Below are 21,065 nucleotides of genomic sequence, written 5' to 3'. Positions count from 1 at the left end.
CATGGTCGAGCACCTGGAGCTGGAAGACGCCGAGCTGGCCTTCTACCCGCAGTGGCTACCTCTGGAACAAGCCGACGCCTGGTTGCAGCAGCTGGAGGACGAAACCCCCTGGAGCCAGCCGCAGGTGCGGGTCTTCGGGCGCTGGCACCCGGTGCCGCGGCAGGTGGCCTGGTACGCCGATCCCGGCGTGTTCTACGGCTATGCGGGCCTGGATCATGCCGCTTTGCCCTGGACGCCGCTGTTGCAGCGGATTCGCGACGCCGTCGCGGCGGCCTGTGGTCAGGCCTTCAACGGCGTGCTGCTCAATCGCTATCGCGACGGCCAGGATTCCATGGGCTGGCACAGCGACGACGAAGCCAGTCTCGGCGCCAATCCGCTGATCGCCTCGCTCAATCTCGGGGCCGCGCGGCGCTTCGATTTCCGTCGCAAGGGCACCAGCCGCATCGGCCATTCCCTGGAACTCGGTCACGGCAGCCTGCTGGTCATGGGCGGCGCGACCCAGCATCATTGGCAGCACCAGATCGCCAAGACCCGCAAAGCCAGTGGGGTGCGGCTGAATCTCACCTTTCGCCGGATAGCCCCATGAGCGACGACAGCAATCTCATCGACTTCACCACCGAGCGCGGCAAGCGCATCCACGACCTCAAGGAGCGTCGCCTGCAGGAGGTGCGCTCGGCCTTCGAGCAGGCCCTGCCGCTGGCCGCCGCCAAGAAGAAAAAGCGCAAGCCGAAGAAGAAATAGCGGCACTACCGTTCGTCGGGATTGGCCCTTGAAATTTTTTGGGGAATTCCTATCTAGGTTCGTGCGGGATGCCGAAGTCGGGTCCCGCAGGCAATACCGAAACTTGCTGAACCTATCAGGAGATTCACCATGAGCAATGTACTGTCCCTGGCCCCGCTGTTCCGTCATTCCGTTGGCTTCGACCGGTTCAACGACCTGTTCGAATCCGCGCTGCGCAACGACGCTGGCAGCTCCTATCCGCCCTACAACGTCGAGAAGCACGGTGACGATCAGTATCGCATCGTGATCGCCGCCGCCGGTCTCCAGGAAGATGACCTGGACATCGAAGTCGAGCGTGGCGTTCTCACCGTCAAGGGTGGCCGGCGCGAGAACAGCGCCGAGAGCGTGACCTTCCTGCATCAGGGCATCGCCCAGCGCGCCTTCAAGCTGTCCTTCCGCCTCGCCGACCATATCGAGGTGAAGGGTGCCGATCTCAAGCATGGCCTGCTGAGCATCGAACTGGTGCGCGTGATCCCGGAAGAAGCCAAGCCCAAGCGCATCGCCATCTCCGGCCAGCGCCCGGCCCTGGACAACTGATCGTCCAGGCGTCCTGCCCAAGAGCCCCAGCCCCGCGCTGGGGCTCTTTCGTTTGTGGCGACTGCGCTAGCGATGGTGGCTGAAGAGCTCCAGCAGCACCCCGCGCAACCAGCGATTGCCGGCATCCTGGTGATAGCGCGCGTGCCAGTGCTGCCTGACCGCGAAGCCCTCGACTGGCAGCGGGCATTCGTGGACCCTGAGGCCGTAAGTCTGCGCCAGGGTGGTGCCGATGTGCCGCGGCAGGGGGACGATGAGGTCGGAGTTGCCGACCACCGCGCCGACGCCCAGAAAGCCGGGTAGCTCCAGCACGATGCGGCGCTGCAGGCCACCGAGTCCAGCGAAAGGGCACGGCTGGCCCGGGCGGCCAATGCGCTGAAGTTCGAGGGCGAGCGGGTGCTGGCGGAGAACTTCGATGGCATCGGCCTGCTGCGCGACATCGAGGTCAATCTCGGTCAACCCCTGGCCGGCAAGCGGGTGCTGTTGCTGGGCGCCGGTGGTGCGGTGCGTGGCGCCTTATTGCCCTTGCTCGCGGCGAAGCCGACGGAGCTGGTGCTGGTCAATCGCGACGGGCAAAAGGCGACGACGCTCGCCCAGGAAATCGACCATCCGCTGCTGAGCCTAAAGAGCTACGCGGCGTTGGAAGGGGAGACATTCGATCTGGTGATCAATGCCACCTCGGCCAGTCTGGTCGGCGAACTGCCGCCGGTGCCGGCAGGCGTCTTCGCCCAGGCCGCGCTGGCCTACGAGCTGGCCTATGGCAAGGGGCTGACGCCTTTCCTGCGTCTCGCCCGCGAGCAAGGCGTGGCGCAACTGGCGGACGGCGTGGGCATGCTGGTGGAACAGGCTGCCGAAGCCTTCGCCTGGTGGCGCGGCGTGCGCCCCGAGACCCGGCCGGTCATCGACCAGCTGACCCTTCCCCTGACCTGAGCGAACCCATGAAGATCCTGATGCTGCACGGTATCAACCACAACATGTTCGGCAAGCGCGATCCGCTGCAGTACAGCACCGTGACCCTGACGGAGATCGACGCCAGGCTAACGGCCCTGGGTGCTGAACTGGGCGTCGAGGTGGAAAGCTTCCAGAGCAACCACGAAGGGGCGATGGTGGAGCGCATCCACCAGGGCCACGAGGAGGGCGTGGATGGCGTGCTCATCAACGCCGGCGCCTGGACCCATTATAGCTACGGCATCCGCGACGCCCTGGCGATCCTCACCGTGCCGGTGGTGGAGCTGCACATGTCCAACATCCACGCGCGCGAGAGTTTCCGCCATCACTCGGTGTTCGCCGAGATCGTCCTGGGGCAGATCGCCGGCTTCGGGGTGGACAGCTATCTGTTGGCGCTGCGTGCGGCGGTGAGCGTGGCCCAGGCCAGGCGGTAGTGAACCCCTGGCCCTCTTCCTCGAGTAGAGGGGAGCTCCCGTAGGTTGGGCTGAGGCGGCTCTATCGCCGAAGCCCAACAGGGGCGGGTAACCATCGACACCTAAGTGTTTGGGAGCAGGCCGTGTTGGGCTTCGCTGCGCTCAGCCCAACCTACGAAAACAGGCCGCCAACGGGTGCCGCTATTCATCGGACGCCTGCGCCCTACCCAAATGCGGCCCCAGCTCCCGCTCAGGGCAGTCCCGCCACTGCTTATCCCCAAGACTCGCGGTGAATTCCGGATGCAGCGGATAGTGCAGCCGATTGTCCGCCCGGCTGGTATCGCCCACCACCAGCAGCTCCACCGGCTCCGCGGTCTCGTTGATGAAGGTATGGGCGACGCCGTCGCCGGCCTTGAAGCCCACGCCGTCCCCCGGCTTGAGCCGGTGGGCGTGACCGTCGATCCAGGCGGTGGGGTGGCCGGCGATCACATAGATGAATTCGTCCTCGGTGGCCTCGGCATGGGGCCTCGAGGTGCGGCGGCCGGGTGGCAGCCATTCATGATGGATACCCAGGCGGGCGAAGCCGAAGTGGCGGCCGAAGGCGGCGCCTAGGGAAAAGCGTTCGTCACTGTCGGGATAGCCCGGACCGTCGGGGGCCTGGAGCTGGGACCAGTGGACGATCTTGTCGAAATCTTTCCGGGATTGCATGGGGTGCTGCGCCTCGCGGGAAAATAGCTCAAGCTTGGTCATTTAGGCGGACATCACCGCCCAGATCTCTTTCGGTAGCGGAACGCGATGCCCAGACTGTCCAGACACCTTTTCGCGCTGTCGACCCTCGTGCTGCTCGGGGGTTGCTCACCCGCTGATACGCCGATCAACAGCCCCTATCGCGCCGGGGCGGAGGGCCAGAATACCCTCTATACCGCCTTTACCACCCGCTCGCCGAAATACTTGGATCCCGCCAGCTCCTATTCCGGCGACGAGACCAATTTCACCTACAACATCTATGAGCCGCTCTATAGCTATCACTATTTCAAGCGGCCCTATGAGTTGATCCCCCGCGGCGCGGAGCGGGTGGTCGCACCCTATTACCTGGACGCTCAGGGCCGGCGCCTGCCGGACGATGCGCCGCCGGCGCAGATCGCCCAGAGCGTCTATGACATCCCCATCCGCCGCGACGCCCGCTATGCGCCCCATCCGGCCTTTGCCCGCGATGCCCAGGGCCGCTATCGCTATTTCCCGATCACGCCCGAGGACCTGGCCGACCGCTACCAGATTCCCGACTTTCCCGAGACCGGCAGCCGCGCCGTCACCGCCGCCGACTACGCCTATGGCCTGCGCCGCCTGGCCAGTCCTCGGCTGGTGTCGCCCAGCTACGCGATCTTCGCCGAGCACCTGGTAGGGATGCAGGCCTTTGGCGATGGCCTGCGCGCCGCCGACAAGGCCCTGCGCGCCAGCCTGCCCAAGGGCGCACCGCTACTCTGGCTCGACCTGCGTCAGGGCGAGCTGCCCGGGGTGGAGGTGCTGGACAACCACACCCTGCGCCTGCGGGTGATCGGCAAGTACCCCCAGTTCAACTACTGGCTGGCCATGACCTTCGCCGCGCCGGTGCCCTGGGAGGCGGAGCGCTTCTACAGCCAGCCGGGTATGGCCGAACACAATCTCAGCCTGAACAGTTGGCCGGTGGGCAGCGGGCCCTATCGCCTCGCCGAATCCATCCCTAATCGCCGCCATGTGCTGGAGCGCAATCCCAACTACCGCGCCGATCCCTATCCCTGCGAGGGCGAGGCCGAGGATCGCGAGCAGGGCCGGCTGGACGACTGCGGCAAGCCCATGCCACTGATCGATCGGGCGGTGTTCAGCCTGGAAAAGGAAGGGGTGCCGCTGATGGGCAAGTTCATCCAGGGCTATTACGACGCGCCGCAGATCGAACGCGGCGAATACGGCGTGGCCTTGCGCACCCGCGCCGGTGACTCGCTCGACTCCGCCGAGCTCTATCGCGAACGTGGCCTAAAGTTGCCCACCGCGGTGGAGGCCTCCAACTGGTACCTGGGTTTCAACTGGCTGGATCCGGTGGTGGGGCAGGGTGCCACGCCCGAACAGCAGGCGCGCAATCGCAAGTTGCGCCAGGCGCTGTCCATCGCCTTCGACTGGGAGAGCTACATCACCGTCTTTCTCAACGGCAACGGCCTGGTCGCCAACGGCCCGCTGCCGCCGGGCGTGCTGGGCTATGAGCCGCCGCCGGCCGGCACCAACCCCGTGGTCTATCGGTTGGTGGACGGCAAGCCCGAGCGGCGTCCCATCGAGGAAGCCAAGCGGTTGCTCGCCGAAGCCGGTTACCCCGACGGTCGCGACGTCCAGAGCGGGCGACCGCTGATCCTGCAATACGATGCCCAGACCAGTGGCGACAGCGCCATGTTCGACTGGATGCGCCAGCAGACCGCCAAGCTGGGCATCCAGCTGGAGCTGCGCGGCTCGGACTACAACAGATTCCAGGACAAGATGCGCAAGGGTGCGGCGCAGATCTTCTTCTGGGGCTGGAACGCCGACTATCCCGATGCCGAGAACTTTCTCTTTCTCTTCTACGGTCCCCAGGGCAAGGCCAAGCATGGGGGCGAGAATGCCGGCAACTACAGCAATCCCGAATTCGACCGGCTGTTCGAGCAGATGAAGAGTCTCGACGACGGCCCGGAAAAGGTGGCGTTGATCCGGCGCATGGTCACCATCGTGCAACAGGACGCGCCCTGGCTGTTCGGCTGGAATCCCCTGTCTGGTGGCGCCTACCACCAGTGGGTCTACAACGCCAAGCCGACCCAGATGGTGCGTGACCAGCTGCGCTACCTGCGCCTGGACCCGGCCCTGCGCGAGCGCAAGGTGCTGGAATGGAACCAGCCGGTGCTCTGGCCGCTGTGGTTGCTGCTGGGCGTGGCCCTGCTGCTGGTCTGGCCGGCCTGGCGCATCCTCAAGCGCCGCGAGCGGCAGACCGCCTTTGGCGACTCGGCAGGGGAGGAGCGGCCATGATCGGCTATCTGCTGCGACGCCTGGCCTATGGCGTGCTGATCCTCATCGGGGTGAATCTGCTGACCTTCGTGCTGTTCTTCACCGTCAATACCCCGGACGACATGGCGCGCCTGGCCATCGGCGGCAAGTACGTCACCGCCGACGCCATCGAGGACTGGAAGGCGGAGCACGGCTACGACAAGCCACTGCTGATTAATACCACCCGTGAAGGCGTCGAGCGATTCACCGATACGCTCTTCTTCGAACGGTCGGTCAGTCTGCTGGTGTTCGATTTCGGCACCGCCGACAACGGACGCGACATCGGCCGGGAGATCGCCGAGCGCGCCGGACCGAGTCTGGCGCTGGCGCTGCCGACCTTTGTCCTCGGTCTGCTGGCCAGCGTCGGTTTCGCCCTGCTGCTGGTGTTCTTTCGCGCCACCCGGCTGGACTTCTGGGGCGTGGTGCTCTGTGTGGTGCTGCTGTCGATCTCCTCGCTGTTCTACATCATCGCCGGCCAGTGGCTGTTCGCGAAGATCCTGCGGCTGGTGCCCTATTCGGGCTATGAAGAGGGCTGGAACCTGTTGCGCTTCCTGGCGCTGCCGGTGGTGGTGGCGGTGATTTCCGGCCTGGGCAGCCAGGCGCGCTTCTATCGCGCGCTGTTTCTCGAAGAGATCGGCAAGGACTATGTGCGCACCGCCCGCGCCAAGGGCCTGGCCGAGCGCCAGGTGCTCCTGCGCCATGTACTGCGCAATGCGGCGCTGCCGATCCTTACCGGGGTGGTCTCGGCCATTCCGCTGCTGATCATGGGCAGCCTGATCGCCGAATCCTTCTTTGGCATCCCGGGCCTGGGCAGCTACACCATCGACGCCATCAACGGCCAGGACTTCGCCGTGGTCCGCACCATGGTGTTCCTGGGGTCGGTGCTCTACATCGTCGGCCTGATCCTGGCGGACCTGTCCTACACCCTCGCCGATCCGCGCGTTCGCTTCAGGTAGCCGCCATGCCGAAATTCGTCTTGCTCTGGACCGACCTCGCCCTCTACCTGCTGGTGGCCGGCAGCCTGTTCTATGCCTGGCGTGCGCGTCGCCAGCCGGCGCTGCGCGCCAGTTGGCGACGGGTGCTGCAGGATGCCCCGGCGATGAGCGCGGCCGTGGTGCTGGCCAGCTTCGTCACCATTGCCCTGCTGGATTCGGTGCACTACCGGCCGCAGTTGCCGGCCGCGCCCGGTGCCACGGCGCCGATCTATTCGCCCACGGTGCTCTCCGCCTTCGATGGCCTGCTGGCCGACACCAGCCTGACCCAGCGCGAAAAGACCTATTCCGCGCCCCTGGCCACCCACCAGTTCACCAAGGAAACCTTGGGCACCAGCGCCGAGGGCACGCCGCTGCGCGACTTCCCGCGCCTCAAGCACGCCGGCACCACCCTGGGCGATCCCGCCCGCGAATGGCGTGGCGACGTGCTCCGGCGCCTGGGGCTGGGCCTGCTCGGTGGTCTGGGGTTGGCCCTGGCCACCGCGGCCCTGGTGGCGGCGCGGCTGCGCGAAGGGGGCAGCTTCGCCGCGCGTACCGGACTCATCCTGCGCGGCCATACCGCCACCCCCTGGCGCGCCATCCTGCTGACCTGGCTGGGCGTCTGCCTGGTGGCCGGCAGCGTGATCGCCCTGGCCAGCGGCTATCACGTGCTGGGCACCGACAGTACCGGCAACGACGTCCTCTACCAGTCGCTCAAGAGCATCCGCACCGCCTTCGTCATCGGCAGCCTGACCACCCTGGCCATGCTGCCGCCGGCGATCGTTTTCGGCCTGGCCGCAGGCTACTTCAAGGGCCGGGTGGACGACGTCATCACCTATCTCTATACCACCCTGACCTCCATTCCCGGGGTGCTGCTGGTGGCGGCCTGTGTGCTGATGATGCAGGTGTTCATCGACCGCCACCCGGAGCTGTTCGACACCGGTGCGGCGCGCGCCGACCTCCGGTTGTTCATGCTCTGCCTGATCCTCGGCCTCACCGGTTGGGCCGGGCTCTGTCGGCTGCTGCGCGCCGAGGCGCTCAAGCTACGCGAGCTGGAATACGTCCAGGCGGCGCGCGCCTTCGGCGTCTCCCATTTCACCATCCTGCGCCGGCACCTGCTGCCTAATGTCTTCTACCTGGTGCTCATCACCCTGACCCTGGAATTCTCCAGCCTGGTGCTCTACGAAGCGGTGCTGTCCTACCTGGGGATCGGCGTGGACCCGACCATGAATTCCTTTGGTTCCATGATCAACGACGCCCGCACCGAGATGTCCCGTACCCCCATGATCTGGTGGAATCTGTTCAGCGCCTTCGCCTTCATGCTGGCCCTGGTGCTGGCCGCCAATCTATTCGCCGATGCCGTGCGCGACGCCTTCGATCCACGCAGTCGCCGGCTGAGGTCCGCCTGGCTCAGACGCCGTCCCGGCCAGGGTGAGGTGCAGCCATGACCCCGGTGCTGGAGATTCGCGATCTGGAGATCCTGGTCGAGGGCGAGGAGGGCACACGGCAGGCGGTCCGTGGCCTGAGCCTGGCCATCGCCCGTGGCGAGACCTTCGCCCTGGTAGGCGAGTCGGGCAGTGGCAAGAGCGTCACCGCGCTCTCGCTGTTGCGGCTGCTGCCACCGTCGCTGGGTATCGCCCGCGGCGCGGCGCTGCTGGCCGGGACCGACCTGCATCGACTGCCGGAAGGACGCCTGCGCGAACTGCGCGGCGGGCGCGTCGGCACCATCTTCCAGGAGCCCGCCACCAGCCTGAATCCGGTCATGCGCATCGGCGAGCAGATCGAGGAAACCCTGCGCGCCCATACCGCGCTGCGCGGTGCCGCCGCCCGTGCCCGGGTGGTGGAATGGCTGCGCCGGGTCGGCATTCCCGAGCCGGAGCGGCGGATCGACGACTATCCCTTCCAGTTCTCCGGTGGCCAGAAGCAGCGCATCATGCTCGCCCTGGCACTGGCCGCCGAGCCGGACCTGCTGATCGCCGACGAGCCCACCACGGCGCTGGACGTCACCGTCCAGACGCAGATTCTCACCCTGCTGGCCGACATCCAACGCGAGCTGGGCATGGCCATCCTGCTGATCACCCATGACCTGGCGGTGGTGCGCCAGGTGGCCGATCATGTGGCCCTGATGCGCCATGGCGCGATCGTCGAGAGCGCCCCGGCGGCGGAATTCTTCCAGGCGCCCCGGCATCCCTATGCCCGCGAGCTGTTCGCCGCCATTCCCACCTTCGCCAAACGCGGCCAGACCTTGACCGGTAGCCCACGCACCCTGCCCGAGCGCCAGCCGGGCGACCGCTTGCTGGAGGTGCGCGACCTGGCCGTGCACTATCCGATCCGCCGCGGCGCCTGGGGCCGGACCCGCGACTGGGTCAAGGCGGTGGACGGCGTGAGCTTCGACCTGCACGCCGGCGAGACCCTGGCGCTGCTGGGCGAATCCGGCTGCGGCAAGACCACCACCGGCAAGGCGCTGCTGCGGCTGCTCGATGGACCGCGCATCAGCGGCAGCGCCCAGCTGGGCGGCGAGGACCTGCTCACGGCCGACCGGCGCACCCTGCAGCGGCTACGGCGGCAGATCCAGATCGTCTTCCAGGATCCCTTCGCCTCGCTGGATCCGCGCATGCGCATCGGCGCCACCCTGGAGCAGGGCTTGCTGGCGCTGCGTCCCGAGCTGGATGACGCCGAGCGCCAGCGCCGCGCCGCGGCCCTGGTGGAGCGGGTCGGGCTGCCCGGCGACACCCTGCAGCGCTTCGCCCACGAATTTTCCGGCGGCCAGCGGCAGCGCATCGCCATCGCCCGGGCGCTGATCGTCGAGCCGCAGGTGCTGGTATGCGACGAACCCACCTCGGCGCTCGACGTCTCGGTGCAGGCGCAGATCCTCGATCTTCTGCGCGAGCTCCAGGCGGAGCGGGGGCTGGCCTATCTGTTCATCACCCACAATTTCGGCGTGGTCGAGTACCTGGCCGATCGCATCGCGGTGATGGACGGCGGCCACATCGTCGAACAGGGCAGCGCCGAACGGGTGCTGCGTGCGCCCGCCCACGCCATGACCCAACGCCTGCTGGCCGCCGTGCCGCGCCTGGATTTCGGGACCCCGCCATGAATCTTCCACCGCGCATCGCCCTGGCCGACTTCGCGCTGGTCTGGCCGCAACCGCGCCTGGCCGAGGCTTTCGCCGAGGCGCTGAACTGGAGCTATGCCGAGCATCGCCGCTTCCTCGGCTGGGCCCGGGAACACACCACGGTCGCCCAGGCCCGCGACAGCCTGCTCGCCGCGCGCGGTGCCTTCACCCTGGCCCAGGGCGAGAAACGCTACTTCCTGGTGCGCGGTCACGCGTTGCTCGGCTGCCTGGGGCTCACGCCACTGGACGGCGGGCGGCGCTACGAGATCGGCTACTGGCTGCACAGTCTGCATACCGGCCAGGGCCTGATGACCACCGCGCTGCGCTACTTCGTCGAACAGCGCGGCGAAGTGGGGCTCTATCTCACCACCTCGGCCGCCAACGACTCCAGCCAACGGCTCGCCGAACGGGTGGGTTTCCGGCGCGTCCGGGTGCTGGAAAACGATCGGGAAGGCCCGGACGGGCAGCGCTGCGCCACCTGGGTCTACGAATTGCCGCCGCAGGTCAGGTCATGACCGCCCTGAGCGTTCCGCTGCAGTATCCACCCCGCTTCGCCGTGACCGAGGCGGTGGAGCTGATCGACCTGACCCTCGCCGATCCCGCCGCGGTAGCCGACTACTATCGGCGCAATCGCCAGCATCTGGCGTTGTCGATGCCACGGCGCTCCGATGGCTTCTATACCCTGGCCCAGTGGCAGGGGCAGGCGGCCGCCTATCGTGCCGGTGGACCGGGCCTGAGCGATTTGCGCCTGGTCCTGCGGACGGGGCCGCTGGTCATCGGTACGGTTAATTTCAGTCAGATATTCCGGGGTGGTTTCCAAGCCTGCTACCTGGGCTACGGCCTGGATGAAGCCTGGCAGGGACGCGGGCTGATGCGCAATGCCGTCCGCCTGGGCCGCGATTTCGTCATCGCCGAGCTGGGCCTGAATCGCATCATGGCCAACCATCTGCCGGATAACCTGCGCAGCGCTCATCTGCTCCAGAGCCTTGGCTTCGAGCGCGAAGGCCTGGCGCGGCGCTACCTGGAGATCGATGGGGTCTGGCGGGATCACGTGCTGACCAGCTATGTACGTCCCGCCACCTGAACGACGAAACCCGGCGGATCGATCCGCCGGGTCCTGGTTCAGACGCGTGCCGCGGTGACCGCCGCCGAGCCCCAGGTGGTGCGCCAGCGGCGCTTGACGCTGAGCAGGCCGAACCAGGCGAGTACGCCGAGGGCGGCGAACAGCCAGAGGCCCAGCTGATAGTCGCCGGTGGCCTGCTTGACCGCGCCCAGGCCGGCGGTGAGGGCGAAGCCACCGATGCCGCCCGCCATGCCGATCAGCCCGGTCATGACGCCGATTTCCTTGCGGAAGCGCTGGGGCACCAGCTGGAATACCGCGCCGTTGCCGGCGCCCAGGCTGAGCATGGCCACCACGAACAGGGCCAGGGCGGCCATGGCGCTGGGCAGGTGGAAGCCCACCGCGGCGATGCAGATGGCCGCCACGGTGTACATGCCGAGCAGGGCGCGGATACCGCCGATACGGTCGGCCAGGGCGCCGCCCAGGGGCCGCATCAAGCTGCCACCGAAGACGCAGGCGGCGGTGTAGTAGCCAGCCATCAGCGGATCCAGACTGTACTGGTCATGGAAATAGCCGGGCAGGGTGCTGGCGAGGCCGAGGAAGCCACTAAAGGTCACGCTGTAGAAGAACATGAACCACCAGCTGTCCCGGTCGTTCAGAGCGCGACCGTAGTCCGCCAGCTTCTTCGGCGCCGGACGTTCCGGCGCGTTGCGGGCGCAGAGCACGAAGACCACCAGGGTCAGGATCAACGGGATCAGCGCGAAGCCGAACACGTTGGTCCAGCCAAAGGCCTTGGCTAGCGCCGGGGCGAAAAGGGCGGCGAACACCGTGCCGGAGTTGCCGGCACCGGCGATGCCCAGCGCCTTGCCCTGATGCTGCGGCGGATACCACTGCGACGCCAGCGGCAGGGCCACGGCGAAGGAGGCCCCGGCGAAACCGAGGAACAGCCCCAGCAGCAGGGTCTGCTCATAACTGTGCACGCCATGCAGCCAGGCCACCAGCAGGGCGAGAATCACCACCACCTGGCCGATGATGCCGGCGGTCTTGGGCGACAGCCGATCGGCGACGAAGCCCAGGATCAGCCGCAGGACCGCGCCTGCGAGGATGGGGGTGGCAACCATCATGCTGCGCTGCTGGGTGGTCAGTTGCAGGTCGGTGGCGATCTGCACGGCCATGGGGCCGAGCACGTACCAGACCATGAAGCTCAGGTCGAAGTAGAGAAAGGCGGCGAACAGGGTCGGCGCATGGCCGGCTTTCCAGAAACTGGGACTCATGGAGGCACCTCGGGCACGTCACGGGCATGAAAAAGGCGCCAGTCCCCCTTGCCCGTTGCCGGGAGGTGAACTGACGCCTTTGTCGGTAAGGTGACCGCCGTTGGCCACCGCTATCCGGGTCTTTGCAAGAGCGAAGCCAAGTCGTCCGAGCCCTGGCCAGATCGCGCCTGGGAGGATCGGGGGTGGGTATCAGGGGTAGGTTGCCGCCCAAAGATTGGGCGCTGCTCCAGACCTTCGCCCTTTATTGGCGCTCTACAGCGCCGTGCCATGGTCGCGACCGTCGATGTAGGTTGGGTTGAGCGGCGCGAAGCCCAACAGTGCCGCTGGCTCCATGGCACTGTTGGGCTTCGACGATAGCGTCGTCTCAACCCAACCTACGATCCGCCGCTGTTACTTCGCGTACTTGGTCTGCAGCGCCTTGGCTTCCTGGAGGTGGTGCTCCAGCTTCGGCAGGGTCTTCTCGGCGAAGGCCTTGAGCGCGGCGTCATCGCCGGTCTTGGCTTCGTTACGGAAGATCTCGATGGTCTGCTCGTGGGCCACGACCTGATTGTTGGCGTAGGAGCGATCGAAGGAGTCGTCACGCACCTGCAGGATCATGGCCTTGGCCTTGTCCATCAGCTCGGCGTCGGTGGAGACCTTCAGCTTCTTCTCCTGGGCCAGGCTCTTGAGTTGCTCGTTGGCCTTGGTGTGGTCGTCGATCATGCTCTGGGCGAAGGTCTTGATGTCCTGGGACTTGCTCTTTTCCAGGGCCAGCTTGCCTGCTTCGATCTCGGCGATGCCCTTGGCCGAGGCGTCGTCGACGAATTCGGCCGGAGACAGCTTGTCAGCGGCCTGGGCCAGACCGGCACCGGCAGCCAGCAGGATGGCGAGGGACAGGCTGGAGGCTTTCTTCAGCATGGGCGTCATGGACGTGCTCCTGATTTTCTTGGGCAGTTAGGGAAGGGCATCACCGCAGGGCAGTGAAGGCGCCTGCAAAATGGGACCTGCCTAAAAAGTCATACGTTCCCTGGAAAACGATACGAAGCCACATCAGGTGCGGCTTACGCTTGAGCGAAACGCTTCGTAGGCGTCGAAATCGAAGCGCGTCGCCGAGACGATCTGGCTCTGTTTCAGGGTCAGGTAGATGTCCTTGCCCTTGTCCGCATAGTGGGTGGTGAAGGTCACCCAGAGTTTGTCCTTGTCGCGGTAGCCGCTCATGATCGGCTTGATGCAGACGTCCTGGTCGGCCCCTTGCGTTTCGCTCGGTTCGCCCAGGGTGGTGATGCGGCCGACGTACACCTTGCGCTCTTCCAGGGTCAGCATCAGCGTCTCCCGGTTGATCGAGGCGGTCATCAGCAGATCGTCCAGCGGACTGTCCTTGAGGATGCCGGCCAGGATGAAGGTGCGGTAGTTATCCTCGGTGAGGCCGTACTTGCGCTTGATGGTCCAGCGCGCCAGTGCGGCCCAGGCCGTGGGGATGAGCAGGGCCGTCACCGTTACCAGCAGGATCCAGGCGGCCTGCAGCGGATCGTCCAGGGTACCGGTGCGGCGCAACAGCTCGGCGAGACCGGTGAAGTAGTCGAGGGAGAAGGTCCACCCGCCCAGCGACCAGCTACGTCTCTGCAGCAATTGGGCGATGCCCAGGTGCAGGACCACGGCGAGCAGGGTGCAGAACAGACCGAAGCGGGCGCTCTGCAGATAGAGGTACTGGCCCTCGTAGCGATGCAGGCGATAGAAGTACAACGGATGCTTGTGACAGACGAGAAATCCGCTGACCAGGATCGGCAGGAGCAGCAGCAGGAACATCAGCGGGTGATGAGCCGCCGGGCGCGGTCCAGGTCTTCCTTGAATTCGGGGGAGTCGAAGACCTCCGCCGGATCGATGCGCAGGGTGCCGCGGCCGACCACGCGCATGGACTTGTAGGAGTTGTTGATGCTCGCGGCCAGCTTGAGATCGTCCGCGGAGGGCGATTTGAGCAGGTTGAACAGGCCTTTCAGCATGACGATATCCCGAGGGTGCACTAGGCGCTTATAGCTTGGAACACCAGAACCGGCAAGGATTCGCCGCGCCGCCGGTCGACGGCGCGGCGCGGGCTCAGGCCGGTTCGACCCCGGTTCTACGCGCGGCTGCCTTGGGCAGCAGGCCGTCGGCGCGGAACATCTGCTTGATGCCGCGCACCGCCTGGCGGATGCGGTCCTGGTTCTCGATCAGGGCGAAGCGCACATGGTCGTCGCCATAGTCGCCAAAGCCCAGGCCCGGCGAGACGCAAACCTTGGCCTCGGCGAGGAGCTTCTTGGCGAACTCCAGCGAACCCAGCTGGGCGTAGGGCTCGGGAATCTTGGCCCAGACATACATGGAGGCCTTGGGATTCTCCACCATCCAACCGGCCTCGTGCAGGCCGCGCACCAAGACATCGCGGCGCTGCTGGTATTGCTGAGCGATGTCGCGCACGCACTGCTGGTCGCCTTCCAGGGCGGCGATGGCCGCCACCTGCAGCGGGGTGAAGGTGCCGTAGTCGTGATAGCTCTTGATGCGCGCCAGGGCGGCGACCAGCTCGGGGTTGCCGACCATGAAGCCGATCCGCCAGCCGGCCATGTTGTAGCTCTTGGACAGGGTGAAGAACTCCACCGCGATGTCCTTGGCCCCGGGCACCTGCATGATGGAAGGCGCCTGCCAGCCGTCGAAGACGATGTCGGCATAGGCCAGGTCGTGCACCACCAGCACGTTGTAGCGCTTGGCCAGTTCCACCACGCGCTCGAAGACGTCCAGCTCCACGCACTGGGCGGTGGGGTTGGAAGGAAAGCCGAGGATCATCATCTTCGGCTTGGGAATGCTCTCGCGAATGGCCCGCTCCAGCTCGGCGAAGAAGTCCATGCCCTGCACCAGGGGCACCGAACGCACCTGGGCGCCAGCGATCACCGCGCCATAGATGTGGATCGGATAGCTGGGGTTGGGCACCAGCACGGTGTCGCCGGCATCCAGGGTCGCCAGCATCAGGTGCGCCAGGCCTTCCTTGGAACCTATGGTGACGATGGCTTCGCTGTCGGCATCGATTTCCACCTGGTAGCGGTCGCGATACCAGTGGGAGATGGCGCGACGCAGGCGGGGAATGCCCTTGGAGCTGGAATAGCCGTGGGTGTCTTCGCGCTGGGCGACCTGGCAGAGCTTCTCGACGATGTGCGGCGGGGTAGGGCCGTCGGGATTGCCCATGGACAGGTCGATGATGTCCTCGCTCCGACGGCGTGCGGCCATCTTGAGTTCGGCGGTGATGTTGAAGACGTAGGGGGGCAGGCGATCGATGCGCGCAAAGCGGCGCACGGGACTGGAATCAGTCATGCGTTCCTCGAAGTACGTAAGCGCCCGGAACCGTCCGAGCGACGTGGGTCACGGGAGGTGACCTGCAGCGGACATTAGCCGCAGGCCGCTGCGCTTGTCGAGGACTTTGTCCGCTCCAGACGCACCAGGGGCCGCAGCGCCTCCAGCCGGGCGTCGATCAGGGGTGTGAGCAGGGCATAGCAGCCTTCCGGGCTGAGCCTGACCTGGGGCGTGTCCAGCACCTCCTTGTTCAGCCGCTCCAGGGCCTGGGCCAGCGCGGGTTCCAGCGGGCCGTTGAGCAATTGCTCGCAGAGGTATTGCAGGCGTACCCGCAACGCCAGGGGGCAGCGCGAATGCCCGGCCGCTCTTACGCCGATGCCGCGGATCAGCCCCAGATTCTCGATGGCCTGGCAGTGCTCGACCAGTGACGGCCGCTGGGGATGCAGCGCTCTCAGGCGCAGTTCCAGCAGCCGCCAGCGCTGCAGCAGGTTTTCGATCAGTTGGCAGTGGGCCTCCAGATCGGTCGGTGCCTGACGCACCTCCTGCCAGCGCCGGTACTGACCGTCGTCGTCCCATAGCTGCCACAGCGGCTCCAGGCGCTGGTGCAGGGCCGTGCGGCGCTGCTGCGCCTCACGGCTGGTCTGGCCGCCAAGTCCGCGGTGTTGCTGGATGCCCTGCAGCAGATCGAGGCCTACCTGCAGACCCAGAATCAATTCCTGGCTGGCGTCCTGGTCTCGCCGGCGTTCGAGCAGGTTCCAGCCGACCACCCATCCGGCGGACAGAGTGGCAGCGGTGAGCAGCGTACCCAGCATCGTCATGGCTGCACTCGCCTGGTCAGCTTGCGCAGATAGGCGGTGAGGCCATGCAGGGCTTCGCGCTGTTCGGCGTAGGCCTGGGCGCCGAGATGCAGCTGGTGCAATTGTTCGCTCAGCGCATGGTTGGCCTGGCCATGTTCGGCCAGCGCCTGGCGCATCTGGCCCAGTTGTTCGAGATTGCGGTGACTGCGCTGGGCAATGGCATCCAGCTCCTTGGCCAGACCTGCGCAGCGGTGCTGCTGTTGACCCAGCAGACCCTCGTGCTCGTCGACCTGGCTGGCGACCTGGCGAATGGCGGCGACGATGGTGCCGGTGACGTCGGTGATGCTGCGGGTCGCCTGATCAGTGGCCTGGGCGAGATGCCGCACCTCCTCGGCGACCACCGCGAAGCCGTGGCCCTGCTCGCCCGCCCGTGCCGCCTCGATAGAGGCGTTGAGTGCCAGCAACTGGGTTTGCCGGGCCAGTTGCTGGATGGCCACCACGGCCTGTTCCACGTGCTGGGTGCCGCTGAGCAGGGTGCCTACGGTGGTCGCAGTGGCGTCCAGGCTGTGGCGGATGGAGGCCATGCCCTCACCCAGCTGGCCGGCACTGGCATGGCCGGCGAGGCTTTGTTCGTGGCTGTCAGCGAAGGCCTCGCCGGCGGCCTCGGCGAGGCCGCGAATGCTGGCCAGGGTACGTTCGATTTCCTCGGCCGCGGCGGCGATCATGGCGATGCCGCGCGCCTGCTCGTCGCCCTGACGGCGTGACTCTTCGCTCAGCTGGCCCAGGGCCTGACCGGCGTAGTCCGTCTCGCTGCGGATGCGCTCGCTACGTTCCAGCCGTTCGGCCGCGGCGACCAGCAGGGCGGCAGGATCGATGTCGGCCGGTGTCTCGAGCAGCCGGGCAAGTTCGGCGTGCCAGAAGCACTGTTGACGGTGATGCTGGTGCAGCGCCAGGTGGAAGCGCCAAGCCAGCAGCAGCAACAGCCCAAGGCTGCCGACCGCGGCGCTGGCCTGCGCGTTGCCTGCCAGCAGGGTCGACAGGGTCGCCAACAGCACGCCACCCCCCGGGCCCATGGCGAGCCTTGAAGGCAGGGCGGTAGCGGAGGGTGGACGCCGATCGAGAGCGGTGGACGAGGCGCTGGCAAAGGAGGGTGCGGTCATGACGACTCCAGTAGGGGCGGCATCCAGGGGCGACCGCGCTAGAGCGGTTGAGCGGGTTCCTCGACCAAGCAATACCTTTGCCAGAGAGCCAGGAACGCGGCCAGTCCGTCTCTCTCGTGATCGCCGCCGCCGCGCGCTGCACCAGCTTCGATCGAGGTGCTCCACGGCGGGGCGCTGTACCGCACCGCGATCCGCCAGGTGGCGGCTGCATCCGACTGTGCCGCTGGCGCCAGCGCCGGTATTGGCTGGCACCCACCATGGACCGTTGCCGACCCGGAGTGCCAGCAGGGATGGCCGCGCCGGTACGATCCGGGTGGCCACTGCTTCCCGCGCCATCCCAGGGCGAACCGGCGTCCCAGCCGGCGGGTTGCCGCGCCGCGTTCAGGTCACTCAGGGCTGACGGATGGCATCCAGCAGATCCAGGCGTTGCCACTGCTCATGGGCGGGGTCCAGGCCCAGTTCGGCGACGCCATGGGACTTGGCCAGACGGGTCTGGGCCGTCGCAAGGGATAGCGTGGGGGCCATGGCCTGGAGCAGCGCTGGCGCCCCTTCCGGGACCTGGACCGGCCGCCCGGCGGAACCCGCGACAGCAGGTAGGCCATAACTCAGGGTGTAGTGCTGGAAGGCCACCGCCGCCTGACTGTTCCAGGGGTCCTGGTCAGCGGCGCTACCTGCCGCGCACTGGGCCAGCGCCATCCCACAGGCCTTGGTCAGCGCCGTGCGCAACTGCTCGCGCGCCTCGTCGAACAGGCGGCGATAGGCCGGATCGGCCAGGTAGTGGGCGACGTTGTACTGGGCGATCATCCGGCCGCCGATGACGTCCAGCGGGTAGTGCACCCCCAGCACCTGGCGCGAGTAGCCATAGCCGGCACCGCGCGCCAGGATCGCCGTGGCGCGCTCGGGCAGCATGGCGGCGAGCAGCAGGGTGTCAGTGTAACCCACGGTGCTATGGCCGCTGGGGAAGGCGCCCGCCGAGGCCAGGTAGGGCTGGTGGTTACCGAGCACGACCCGGTCCTGGACCAGGGTCACCGGGTGCTCGGGGCGCAGGAAGGGCCGGGGATAGTCGAAGTGTTTCTTCGCCGGTGCCGTGCTGACTTCCGAGGCCTTGATCAGGGCGGCCGCCTTGCCCAATTCACCTCTTTCGTAGGCGTCGAGAAACGCCTGGCCCAGGCGCGGGCCCAGGGCATCGGCGGTGAAATACAGGAAGGCGATCCCCTCGGCATCGAGCAGCGCGCGATCCTGCAAGGCCGGTGAGGCGTCGTGGTTGATCCGGGCGACGGTGGCGGTACTCGCGGTCAGCAGGCTGGCGGGCAATTGGCGGAAGCCTTCGAGGACCTGGATATCGGCCTGCTGCAAGCCTTCCTTGGCGAAGTCGTAGTGCTGGGCGGTCAGCCAGGCCTGGTCGGCCAGGGGCGTACCCTGCTTGACCCGTTCGATACCCGGCTGATCGAAGGGCTGGGCGGACTGGCGCAGGCGCTGCACCAGCAATTCCCGCTGGCGTTGTTCCAGTTGGGCGAAGGCACCTTGCTCGCCCGCCTGTTCCAGGTTGGCGAGAAAGGCCTGTGGCTGAGTGCTGGCCGCCTGGGCCAGGGGGGTGAGCAGGAGTCCACAAACGAGGGGCAGTAGGGTAAGGCGCATGCTAGAGCTCTCGGAAAGGTTGAGCTCCAGTTTCGGCTGTCCCAATTGCAAGAATGTTACAAGGTGTGTCAGCCCAGCAATTCGCTCATGGCGATAATCTGGTCGGCTACCTGGATCAGCTTCTGTTGCTTGCTCATGGCCTGGCGGCGCATCAGGGTGTAGGCCTCGTCTTCGCTGCAGCCACGCATCTTCATCAGCAGACCCTTGGCCTGGTCGACCTTCTTGCGCTCCAGCAACTGCTGCTCACGGGCCTGGAGTTCGGCGCGTAGCGCCTGGTCGGTCTCGAAGCGGGCGCGGGCGACGTCGATGATGGCCTGCAGGCGACTGGTCTGGATGCCCTCGACGATGTAGGCGCTGACCCCCGACTGGATGGCCCGGCGCATCACCGCCGGGTCGTGCTCGTCGGTGAACATGACGATGGGGCGCGGCAGATCGCGGGTCACCAGGCAGACCTGCTCCATGACGTCGCGTCCGGGTGATTGGGTGTCGAACAGGATGACGTCCGGGCGCAGCGCCTCGATGCGCGCGGGCAGGTCGATGGTCAGGCCGGATTCCTCGATGACTTCGAAACCGGCCTCGATCAGCGCGGCCTTGAGGCGGCCGACCTGCTTGGGGGTGTCGTCGATGAGCAGAATGCGCAAGGTCGTTCTCCCTAGTGATCGCTGAGCGCGTGGATGGCGAAGCTGCGGACATAGCCGGCTGGGTCGCTGCCGTCCCAGGTGCGCCCGTCGAACAGGGTGCTGCTGCGCCGGGTGGGCGGAATCGCCAGGCCGGCGTCGATGGCCGCCTGCCGGTACAGCTCGGTGCACTGCACCGCCTCGGCGATGTCCAGGTAATCCGGATCCTCGCGCAGCAAGCCCCAACGACGGAACTGGGTGAGAAACCAGAGGCCGTCGGACAGATAGGGCGGATTGACCTCACCCTGGCGATGGAAGGCCAGCGGGTGCTGGTCTTCCCAGCGGCCATCGAGGCCGTCTTCGTAGTGACCGAGAAAGCGCTGGGCGAGCAGCGCCGGGTCGGTGTTCACATAGTCGGCGCCGCTGATCAGCTGGGCGGTGCCCAGACGATTCTCGCGACTCTCCTCGATGAAACGACTGGCGTCGAGCAGGGTGCGGATCAGCGCCCGGGCGGTGTTGGGATAGCGCTCGGCGAAGCGGCCGGTGCAGGCCAGCACCTTTTCCGGGTGGTCCGGCCAGATGGCCTGGGTGGTGGTCAGGGTGAAGCCCTGGCCGCGGGCCACGGCAGCAGCGCCCCAGGGTTCGCCGACACAGAAACCGTCGACCCGGCCAGCGGCCAGGTGCTCGGGCATCTGTGGGGGCGGCACCAGGGCAGTGCGCACATCGCGCAGGGGATGGATGCCCTGGGCGGCCAGCCAGTAGTAGAGCCAGAAGATATGGGTGCCGGTAGGAAAGGTGTGCGCCAAGGTCAAGGGCCTGGCGTCCGGTTGGCGGATCCGCTCGACCAGGGAGGCGGTATCCTGCACGCCTTCCCGGGCCAGGCTGCGCGCCAGATTGAGGCTCTGGCCGTTTTGCGCTAGCCCCATGAGCACCGCCATCGGCGTAGCGGCGGTGCCGCCCAGGCCCAGATGCGCGCCATAGACCAGGCCATAGAGACAATGGGCGGCATCGAGCTGGCCATTGAGCAGGTTGTCGCGCAGGGCCGACCAGGAGGGCTGGCGATGCAGATTCAGCGTCAGGCCATGGGGTTCGCCGAAACCCTGAGTCGCCGCCACGATCAGCGAGGCGGCGTCGCTCAGGGGCAGGAAGCCCAGATTGAGTTCGGGCTTTTCCGGGGCATCCGAACCCGCGACCCAAAGATTCGCGGCATGAGGGGAAGACAGGGCAGGCATGGGGTCTCCGGCAACTAACGGACGCCAGGGCACCTCTCTGTGCACCGCCATGGACGTCTCGACTGGGGCCTGCACCATTATGGTGACAGACACGGCACCATCACCGGGCGCCTTCGCGGTCAGGGCGCCTGCGGGAAAGCGCCTCCGCAGCGGTCCGCAACACGGCCTAAAGAGGCGATACCGGCTAAGGTTT

21 protein-coding genes and 2 pseudogenes are annotated in these 21,065 nt (G+C 66.7%); 11 read left to right on the top strand and 12 right to left on the bottom strand.

What is annotated here, in order from left to right; all coding sequences use genetic code 11:
- Nucleotide 1: 1 nt before the first annotated feature.
- The 3 genes from BMZ43_RS09150 to BMZ43_RS09140 all read left to right on the top strand — a co-directional run bounded on the left by BMZ43_RS09150 (nucleotide 2) and on the right by BMZ43_RS09140 (nucleotide 1,317).
- Complete coding sequence (locus BMZ43_RS09150) at nucleotides 2–586, top strand: alpha-ketoglutarate-dependent dioxygenase AlkB family protein (RefSeq protein ID WP_093252645.1); 585 nt, start codon at nucleotides 2–4, stop codon at nucleotides 584–586.
- The gene (locus BMZ43_RS26495) at nucleotides 583–741 is read left to right on the top strand and encodes a hypothetical protein (RefSeq protein ID WP_017642154.1); all 159 of its coding nucleotides are present in this window, start codon (nucleotides 583–585) and stop codon (nucleotides 739–741) included. The genes BMZ43_RS09150 and BMZ43_RS26495 overlap by 4 nt, the downstream gene beginning before the upstream one ends.
- 129 nt (nucleotides 742–870) lie before the next feature.
- The gene (locus BMZ43_RS09140; protein ID WP_017642155.1) at nucleotides 871–1,317 is read left to right on the top strand and encodes an Hsp20 family protein; all 447 of its coding nucleotides are present in this window, start codon (nucleotides 871–873) and stop codon (nucleotides 1,315–1,317) included.
- Between the two features lie 66 nt (nucleotides 1,318–1,383).
- On the opposite strand, the pseudogene BMZ43_RS09135 reads toward BMZ43_RS09140, so the two are convergent.
- Nucleotides 1,384–1,674 (bottom strand): annotated as a pseudogene (locus tag BMZ43_RS09135) (LysR family transcriptional regulator); the annotation flags it as partial.
- Between BMZ43_RS09135 and aroE the strand changes: the two are divergent.
- Nucleotides 1,642–2,244: pseudogene (aroE, locus tag BMZ43_RS09130) on the top strand (shikimate dehydrogenase); the annotation flags it as partial. The pseudogenes BMZ43_RS09135 and aroE overlap by 33 nt on opposite strands.
- Before the next feature lie 8 nt (nucleotides 2,245–2,252).
- A complete protein-coding gene (aroQ, locus tag BMZ43_RS09125; protein ID WP_093252640.1) occupies nucleotides 2,253–2,696 on the top strand; it encodes a type II 3-dehydroquinate dehydratase in 444 nt (147 codons plus the stop codon).
- A gap of 180 nt (nucleotides 2,697–2,876) precedes the next feature.
- Here aroQ and BMZ43_RS09120 read toward each other — a convergent pair whose 3' ends face one another.
- Nucleotides 2,877–3,383, bottom strand: a complete 507-nt coding sequence (locus tag BMZ43_RS09120; RefSeq protein WP_093252828.1) for a cupin domain-containing protein — start codon at nucleotides 3,381–3,383, stop codon at nucleotides 2,877–2,879.
- An 87-nt stretch (nucleotides 3,384–3,470) separates the two neighbouring features.
- On the opposite strand from BMZ43_RS09120, the gene BMZ43_RS09115 reads away from it, so the two are divergent.
- Genes BMZ43_RS09115 through BMZ43_RS09090 form a run of 6 tightly spaced genes read left to right on the top strand, consistent with a single transcriptional unit; the run spans nucleotide 3,471 to nucleotide 10,884 of the window.
- Nucleotides 3,471–5,696 (top strand): ABC transporter substrate-binding protein, encoded by a 2,226-nt coding sequence (locus BMZ43_RS09115; protein WP_093252637.1) that lies wholly within the window; start codon nucleotides 3,471–3,473, stop codon nucleotides 5,694–5,696.
- Entirely contained in the window at nucleotides 5,693–6,670 is a 978-nt protein-coding gene (locus BMZ43_RS09110; RefSeq protein ID WP_017642166.1) for an ABC transporter permease, read from the top strand. Before BMZ43_RS09115 ends, BMZ43_RS09110 begins: the two co-directional genes overlap by 4 nt.
- A 5-nt stretch (nucleotides 6,671–6,675) precedes the next feature.
- Nucleotides 6,676–8,133, top strand: coding sequence for an ABC transporter permease (locus BMZ43_RS09105; protein ID WP_017642167.1), 1,458 nt, complete (start codon nucleotides 6,676–6,678; stop codon nucleotides 8,131–8,133).
- Nucleotides 8,130–9,782 (top strand): ABC transporter ATP-binding protein, encoded by a 1,653-nt coding sequence (locus tag BMZ43_RS09100; protein ID WP_064308268.1) that lies wholly within the window; start codon nucleotides 8,130–8,132, stop codon nucleotides 9,780–9,782. The genes BMZ43_RS09105 and BMZ43_RS09100 overlap by 4 nt, the downstream gene beginning before the upstream one ends.
- Nucleotides 9,779–10,315, top strand: a complete 537-nt coding sequence (locus tag BMZ43_RS09095; protein WP_093252632.1) for a GNAT family N-acetyltransferase — start codon at nucleotides 9,779–9,781, stop codon at nucleotides 10,313–10,315. Before BMZ43_RS09100 ends, BMZ43_RS09095 begins: the two co-directional genes overlap by 4 nt.
- Complete coding sequence (locus tag BMZ43_RS09090) at nucleotides 10,312–10,884, top strand: GNAT family N-acetyltransferase (protein WP_017642170.1); 573 nt, start codon at nucleotides 10,312–10,314, stop codon at nucleotides 10,882–10,884. Before BMZ43_RS09095 ends, BMZ43_RS09090 begins: the two co-directional genes overlap by 4 nt.
- 38 nt (nucleotides 10,885–10,922) lie before the next feature.
- Here the strand turns inward: BMZ43_RS09090 and BMZ43_RS09085 are convergent, their stop codons facing one another.
- From BMZ43_RS09085 to BMZ43_RS09040, 10 genes are all read right to left on the bottom strand, one after another.
- Nucleotides 10,923–12,134 (bottom strand): NarK family nitrate/nitrite MFS transporter, encoded by a 1,212-nt coding sequence (locus BMZ43_RS09085; RefSeq protein ID WP_093252627.1) that lies wholly within the window; start codon nucleotides 12,132–12,134, stop codon nucleotides 10,923–10,925.
- 390 nt (nucleotides 12,135–12,524) lie between these two features.
- Complete coding sequence (locus BMZ43_RS09080) at nucleotides 12,525–13,040, bottom strand: DUF4142 domain-containing protein (protein ID WP_064308265.1); 516 nt, start codon at nucleotides 13,038–13,040, stop codon at nucleotides 12,525–12,527.
- A gap of 123 nt (nucleotides 13,041–13,163) precedes the next feature.
- A complete protein-coding gene (locus tag BMZ43_RS09075; RefSeq protein ID WP_064308264.1) occupies nucleotides 13,164–13,919 on the bottom strand; it encodes a hypothetical protein in 756 nt (251 codons plus the stop codon).
- The gene (locus BMZ43_RS09070; protein ID WP_064308263.1) at nucleotides 13,919–14,113 is read right to left on the bottom strand and encodes a hypothetical protein; all 195 of its coding nucleotides are present in this window, start codon (nucleotides 14,111–14,113) and stop codon (nucleotides 13,919–13,921) included. Before BMZ43_RS09070 ends, BMZ43_RS09075 begins: the two co-directional genes overlap by 1 nt.
- Nucleotides 14,114–14,207: 94 nt before the next feature.
- Nucleotides 14,208–15,449, bottom strand: a complete 1,242-nt coding sequence (alaC, locus tag BMZ43_RS09065) for an alanine transaminase (RefSeq protein ID WP_093252623.1) — start codon at nucleotides 15,447–15,449, stop codon at nucleotides 14,208–14,210.
- 74 nt (nucleotides 15,450–15,523) lie between these two features.
- Nucleotides 15,524–16,246 carry a hypothetical protein gene (locus BMZ43_RS09060; protein ID WP_093252619.1) on the bottom strand — a complete coding sequence of 241 codons (723 nt, stop codon included), beginning with the start codon at nucleotides 16,244–16,246 and terminating at the stop codon, nucleotides 15,524–15,526.
- Nucleotides 16,243–16,809: a methyl-accepting chemotaxis protein gene (locus BMZ43_RS27260; protein WP_371913864.1), complete on the bottom strand. Its 567-nt coding sequence runs from the start codon at nucleotides 16,807–16,809 to the stop codon at nucleotides 16,243–16,245. The genes BMZ43_RS09060 and BMZ43_RS27260 overlap by 4 nt, the downstream gene beginning before the upstream one ends.
- Nucleotides 16,810–17,775: 966 nt before the next feature.
- Nucleotides 17,776–19,023 carry an acid phosphatase gene (locus BMZ43_RS09050; RefSeq protein WP_064308260.1) on the bottom strand — a complete coding sequence of 416 codons (1,248 nt, stop codon included), beginning with the start codon at nucleotides 19,021–19,023 and terminating at the stop codon, nucleotides 17,776–17,778.
- A gap of 68 nt (nucleotides 19,024–19,091) precedes the next feature.
- Nucleotides 19,092–19,664 carry an ANTAR domain-containing response regulator gene (locus BMZ43_RS09045; protein WP_017642176.1) on the bottom strand — a complete coding sequence of 191 codons (573 nt, stop codon included), beginning with the start codon at nucleotides 19,662–19,664 and terminating at the stop codon, nucleotides 19,092–19,094.
- A gap of 11 nt (nucleotides 19,665–19,675) precedes the next feature.
- Nucleotides 19,676–20,872 carry a CmpA/NrtA family ABC transporter substrate-binding protein gene (locus BMZ43_RS09040; RefSeq protein WP_093252607.1) on the bottom strand — a complete coding sequence of 399 codons (1,197 nt, stop codon included), beginning with the start codon at nucleotides 20,870–20,872 and terminating at the stop codon, nucleotides 19,676–19,678.
- Nucleotides 20,873–21,065: the final 193 nt, after the last annotated feature.

Origin of the sequence: Pseudomonas sp. Snoq117.2 (assembly GCF_900110545.1) — a bacterium.
GTDB classification, from domain to species: Bacteria; Pseudomonadota; Gammaproteobacteria; order Pseudomonadales; family Pseudomonadaceae; genus Chryseomonas; species Chryseomonas benzopyrenica.
Note: the sequence above shows the minus strand (reverse complement) of the source record. Positions and strands in the feature narration are given on the sequence as shown.

Bases quoted from the DNA above. Each gene is read 5' to 3' on its own strand.
- BMZ43_RS09150 (WP_093252645.1), top strand. From the start codon at position 2: ATGGTCGAGCACCTGGAGCTGGAAGACGCCGAGCTGGCCTTCTACCCG.
- BMZ43_RS26495 (WP_017642154.1), top strand. From the start codon at position 583: ATGAGCGACGACAGCAATCTCATCGACTTCACCACCGAGCGCGGCAAG.
- BMZ43_RS09140 (WP_017642155.1), top strand. From the start codon at position 871: ATGAGCAATGTACTGTCCCTGGCCCCGCTGTTCCGTCATTCCGTTGGC.
- aroQ (WP_093252640.1), top strand. From the start codon at position 2,253: ATGAAGATCCTGATGCTGCACGGTATCAACCACAACATGTTCGGCAAG.
- BMZ43_RS09120 (WP_093252828.1), bottom strand. From the start codon at position 3,383: ATGCAATCCCGGAAAGATTTCGACAAGATCGTCCACTGGTCCCAGCTC.
- BMZ43_RS09115 (WP_093252637.1), top strand. From the start codon at position 3,471: ATGCCCAGACTGTCCAGACACCTTTTCGCGCTGTCGACCCTCGTGCTG.
- BMZ43_RS09110 (WP_017642166.1), top strand. From the start codon at position 5,693: ATGATCGGCTATCTGCTGCGACGCCTGGCCTATGGCGTGCTGATCCTC.
- BMZ43_RS09105 (WP_017642167.1), top strand. From the start codon at position 6,676: ATGCCGAAATTCGTCTTGCTCTGGACCGACCTCGCCCTCTACCTGCTG.
- BMZ43_RS09100 (WP_064308268.1), top strand. From the start codon at position 8,130: ATGACCCCGGTGCTGGAGATTCGCGATCTGGAGATCCTGGTCGAGGGC.
- BMZ43_RS09095 (WP_093252632.1), top strand. From the start codon at position 9,779: ATGAATCTTCCACCGCGCATCGCCCTGGCCGACTTCGCGCTGGTCTGG.
- BMZ43_RS09090 (WP_017642170.1), top strand. From the start codon at position 10,312: ATGACCGCCCTGAGCGTTCCGCTGCAGTATCCACCCCGCTTCGCCGTG.
- BMZ43_RS09085 (WP_093252627.1), bottom strand. From the start codon at position 12,134: ATGAGTCCCAGTTTCTGGAAAGCCGGCCATGCGCCGACCCTGTTCGCC.
- BMZ43_RS09080 (WP_064308265.1), bottom strand. From the start codon at position 13,040: ATGACGCCCATGCTGAAGAAAGCCTCCAGCCTGTCCCTCGCCATCCTG.
- BMZ43_RS09075 (WP_064308264.1), bottom strand. From the start codon at position 13,919: ATGTTCCTGCTGCTGCTCCTGCCGATCCTGGTCAGCGGATTTCTCGTC.
- BMZ43_RS09070 (WP_064308263.1), bottom strand. From the start codon at position 14,113: ATGCTGAAAGGCCTGTTCAACCTGCTCAAATCGCCCTCCGCGGACGAT.
- alaC (WP_093252623.1), bottom strand. From the start codon at position 15,449: ATGACTGATTCCAGTCCCGTGCGCCGCTTTGCGCGCATCGATCGCCTG.
- BMZ43_RS09060 (WP_093252619.1), bottom strand. From the start codon at position 16,246: ATGACGATGCTGGGTACGCTGCTCACCGCTGCCACTCTGTCCGCCGGA.
- BMZ43_RS27260 (WP_371913864.1), bottom strand. From the start codon at position 16,809: ATGGCCTCCATCCGCCACAGCCTGGACGCCACTGCGACCACCGTAGGC.
- BMZ43_RS09050 (WP_064308260.1), bottom strand. From the start codon at position 19,023: ATGCGCCTTACCCTACTGCCCCTCGTTTGTGGACTCCTGCTCACCCCC.
- BMZ43_RS09040 (WP_093252607.1), bottom strand. From the start codon at position 20,872: ATGCCTGCCCTGTCTTCCCCTCATGCCGCGAATCTTTGGGTCGCGGGT.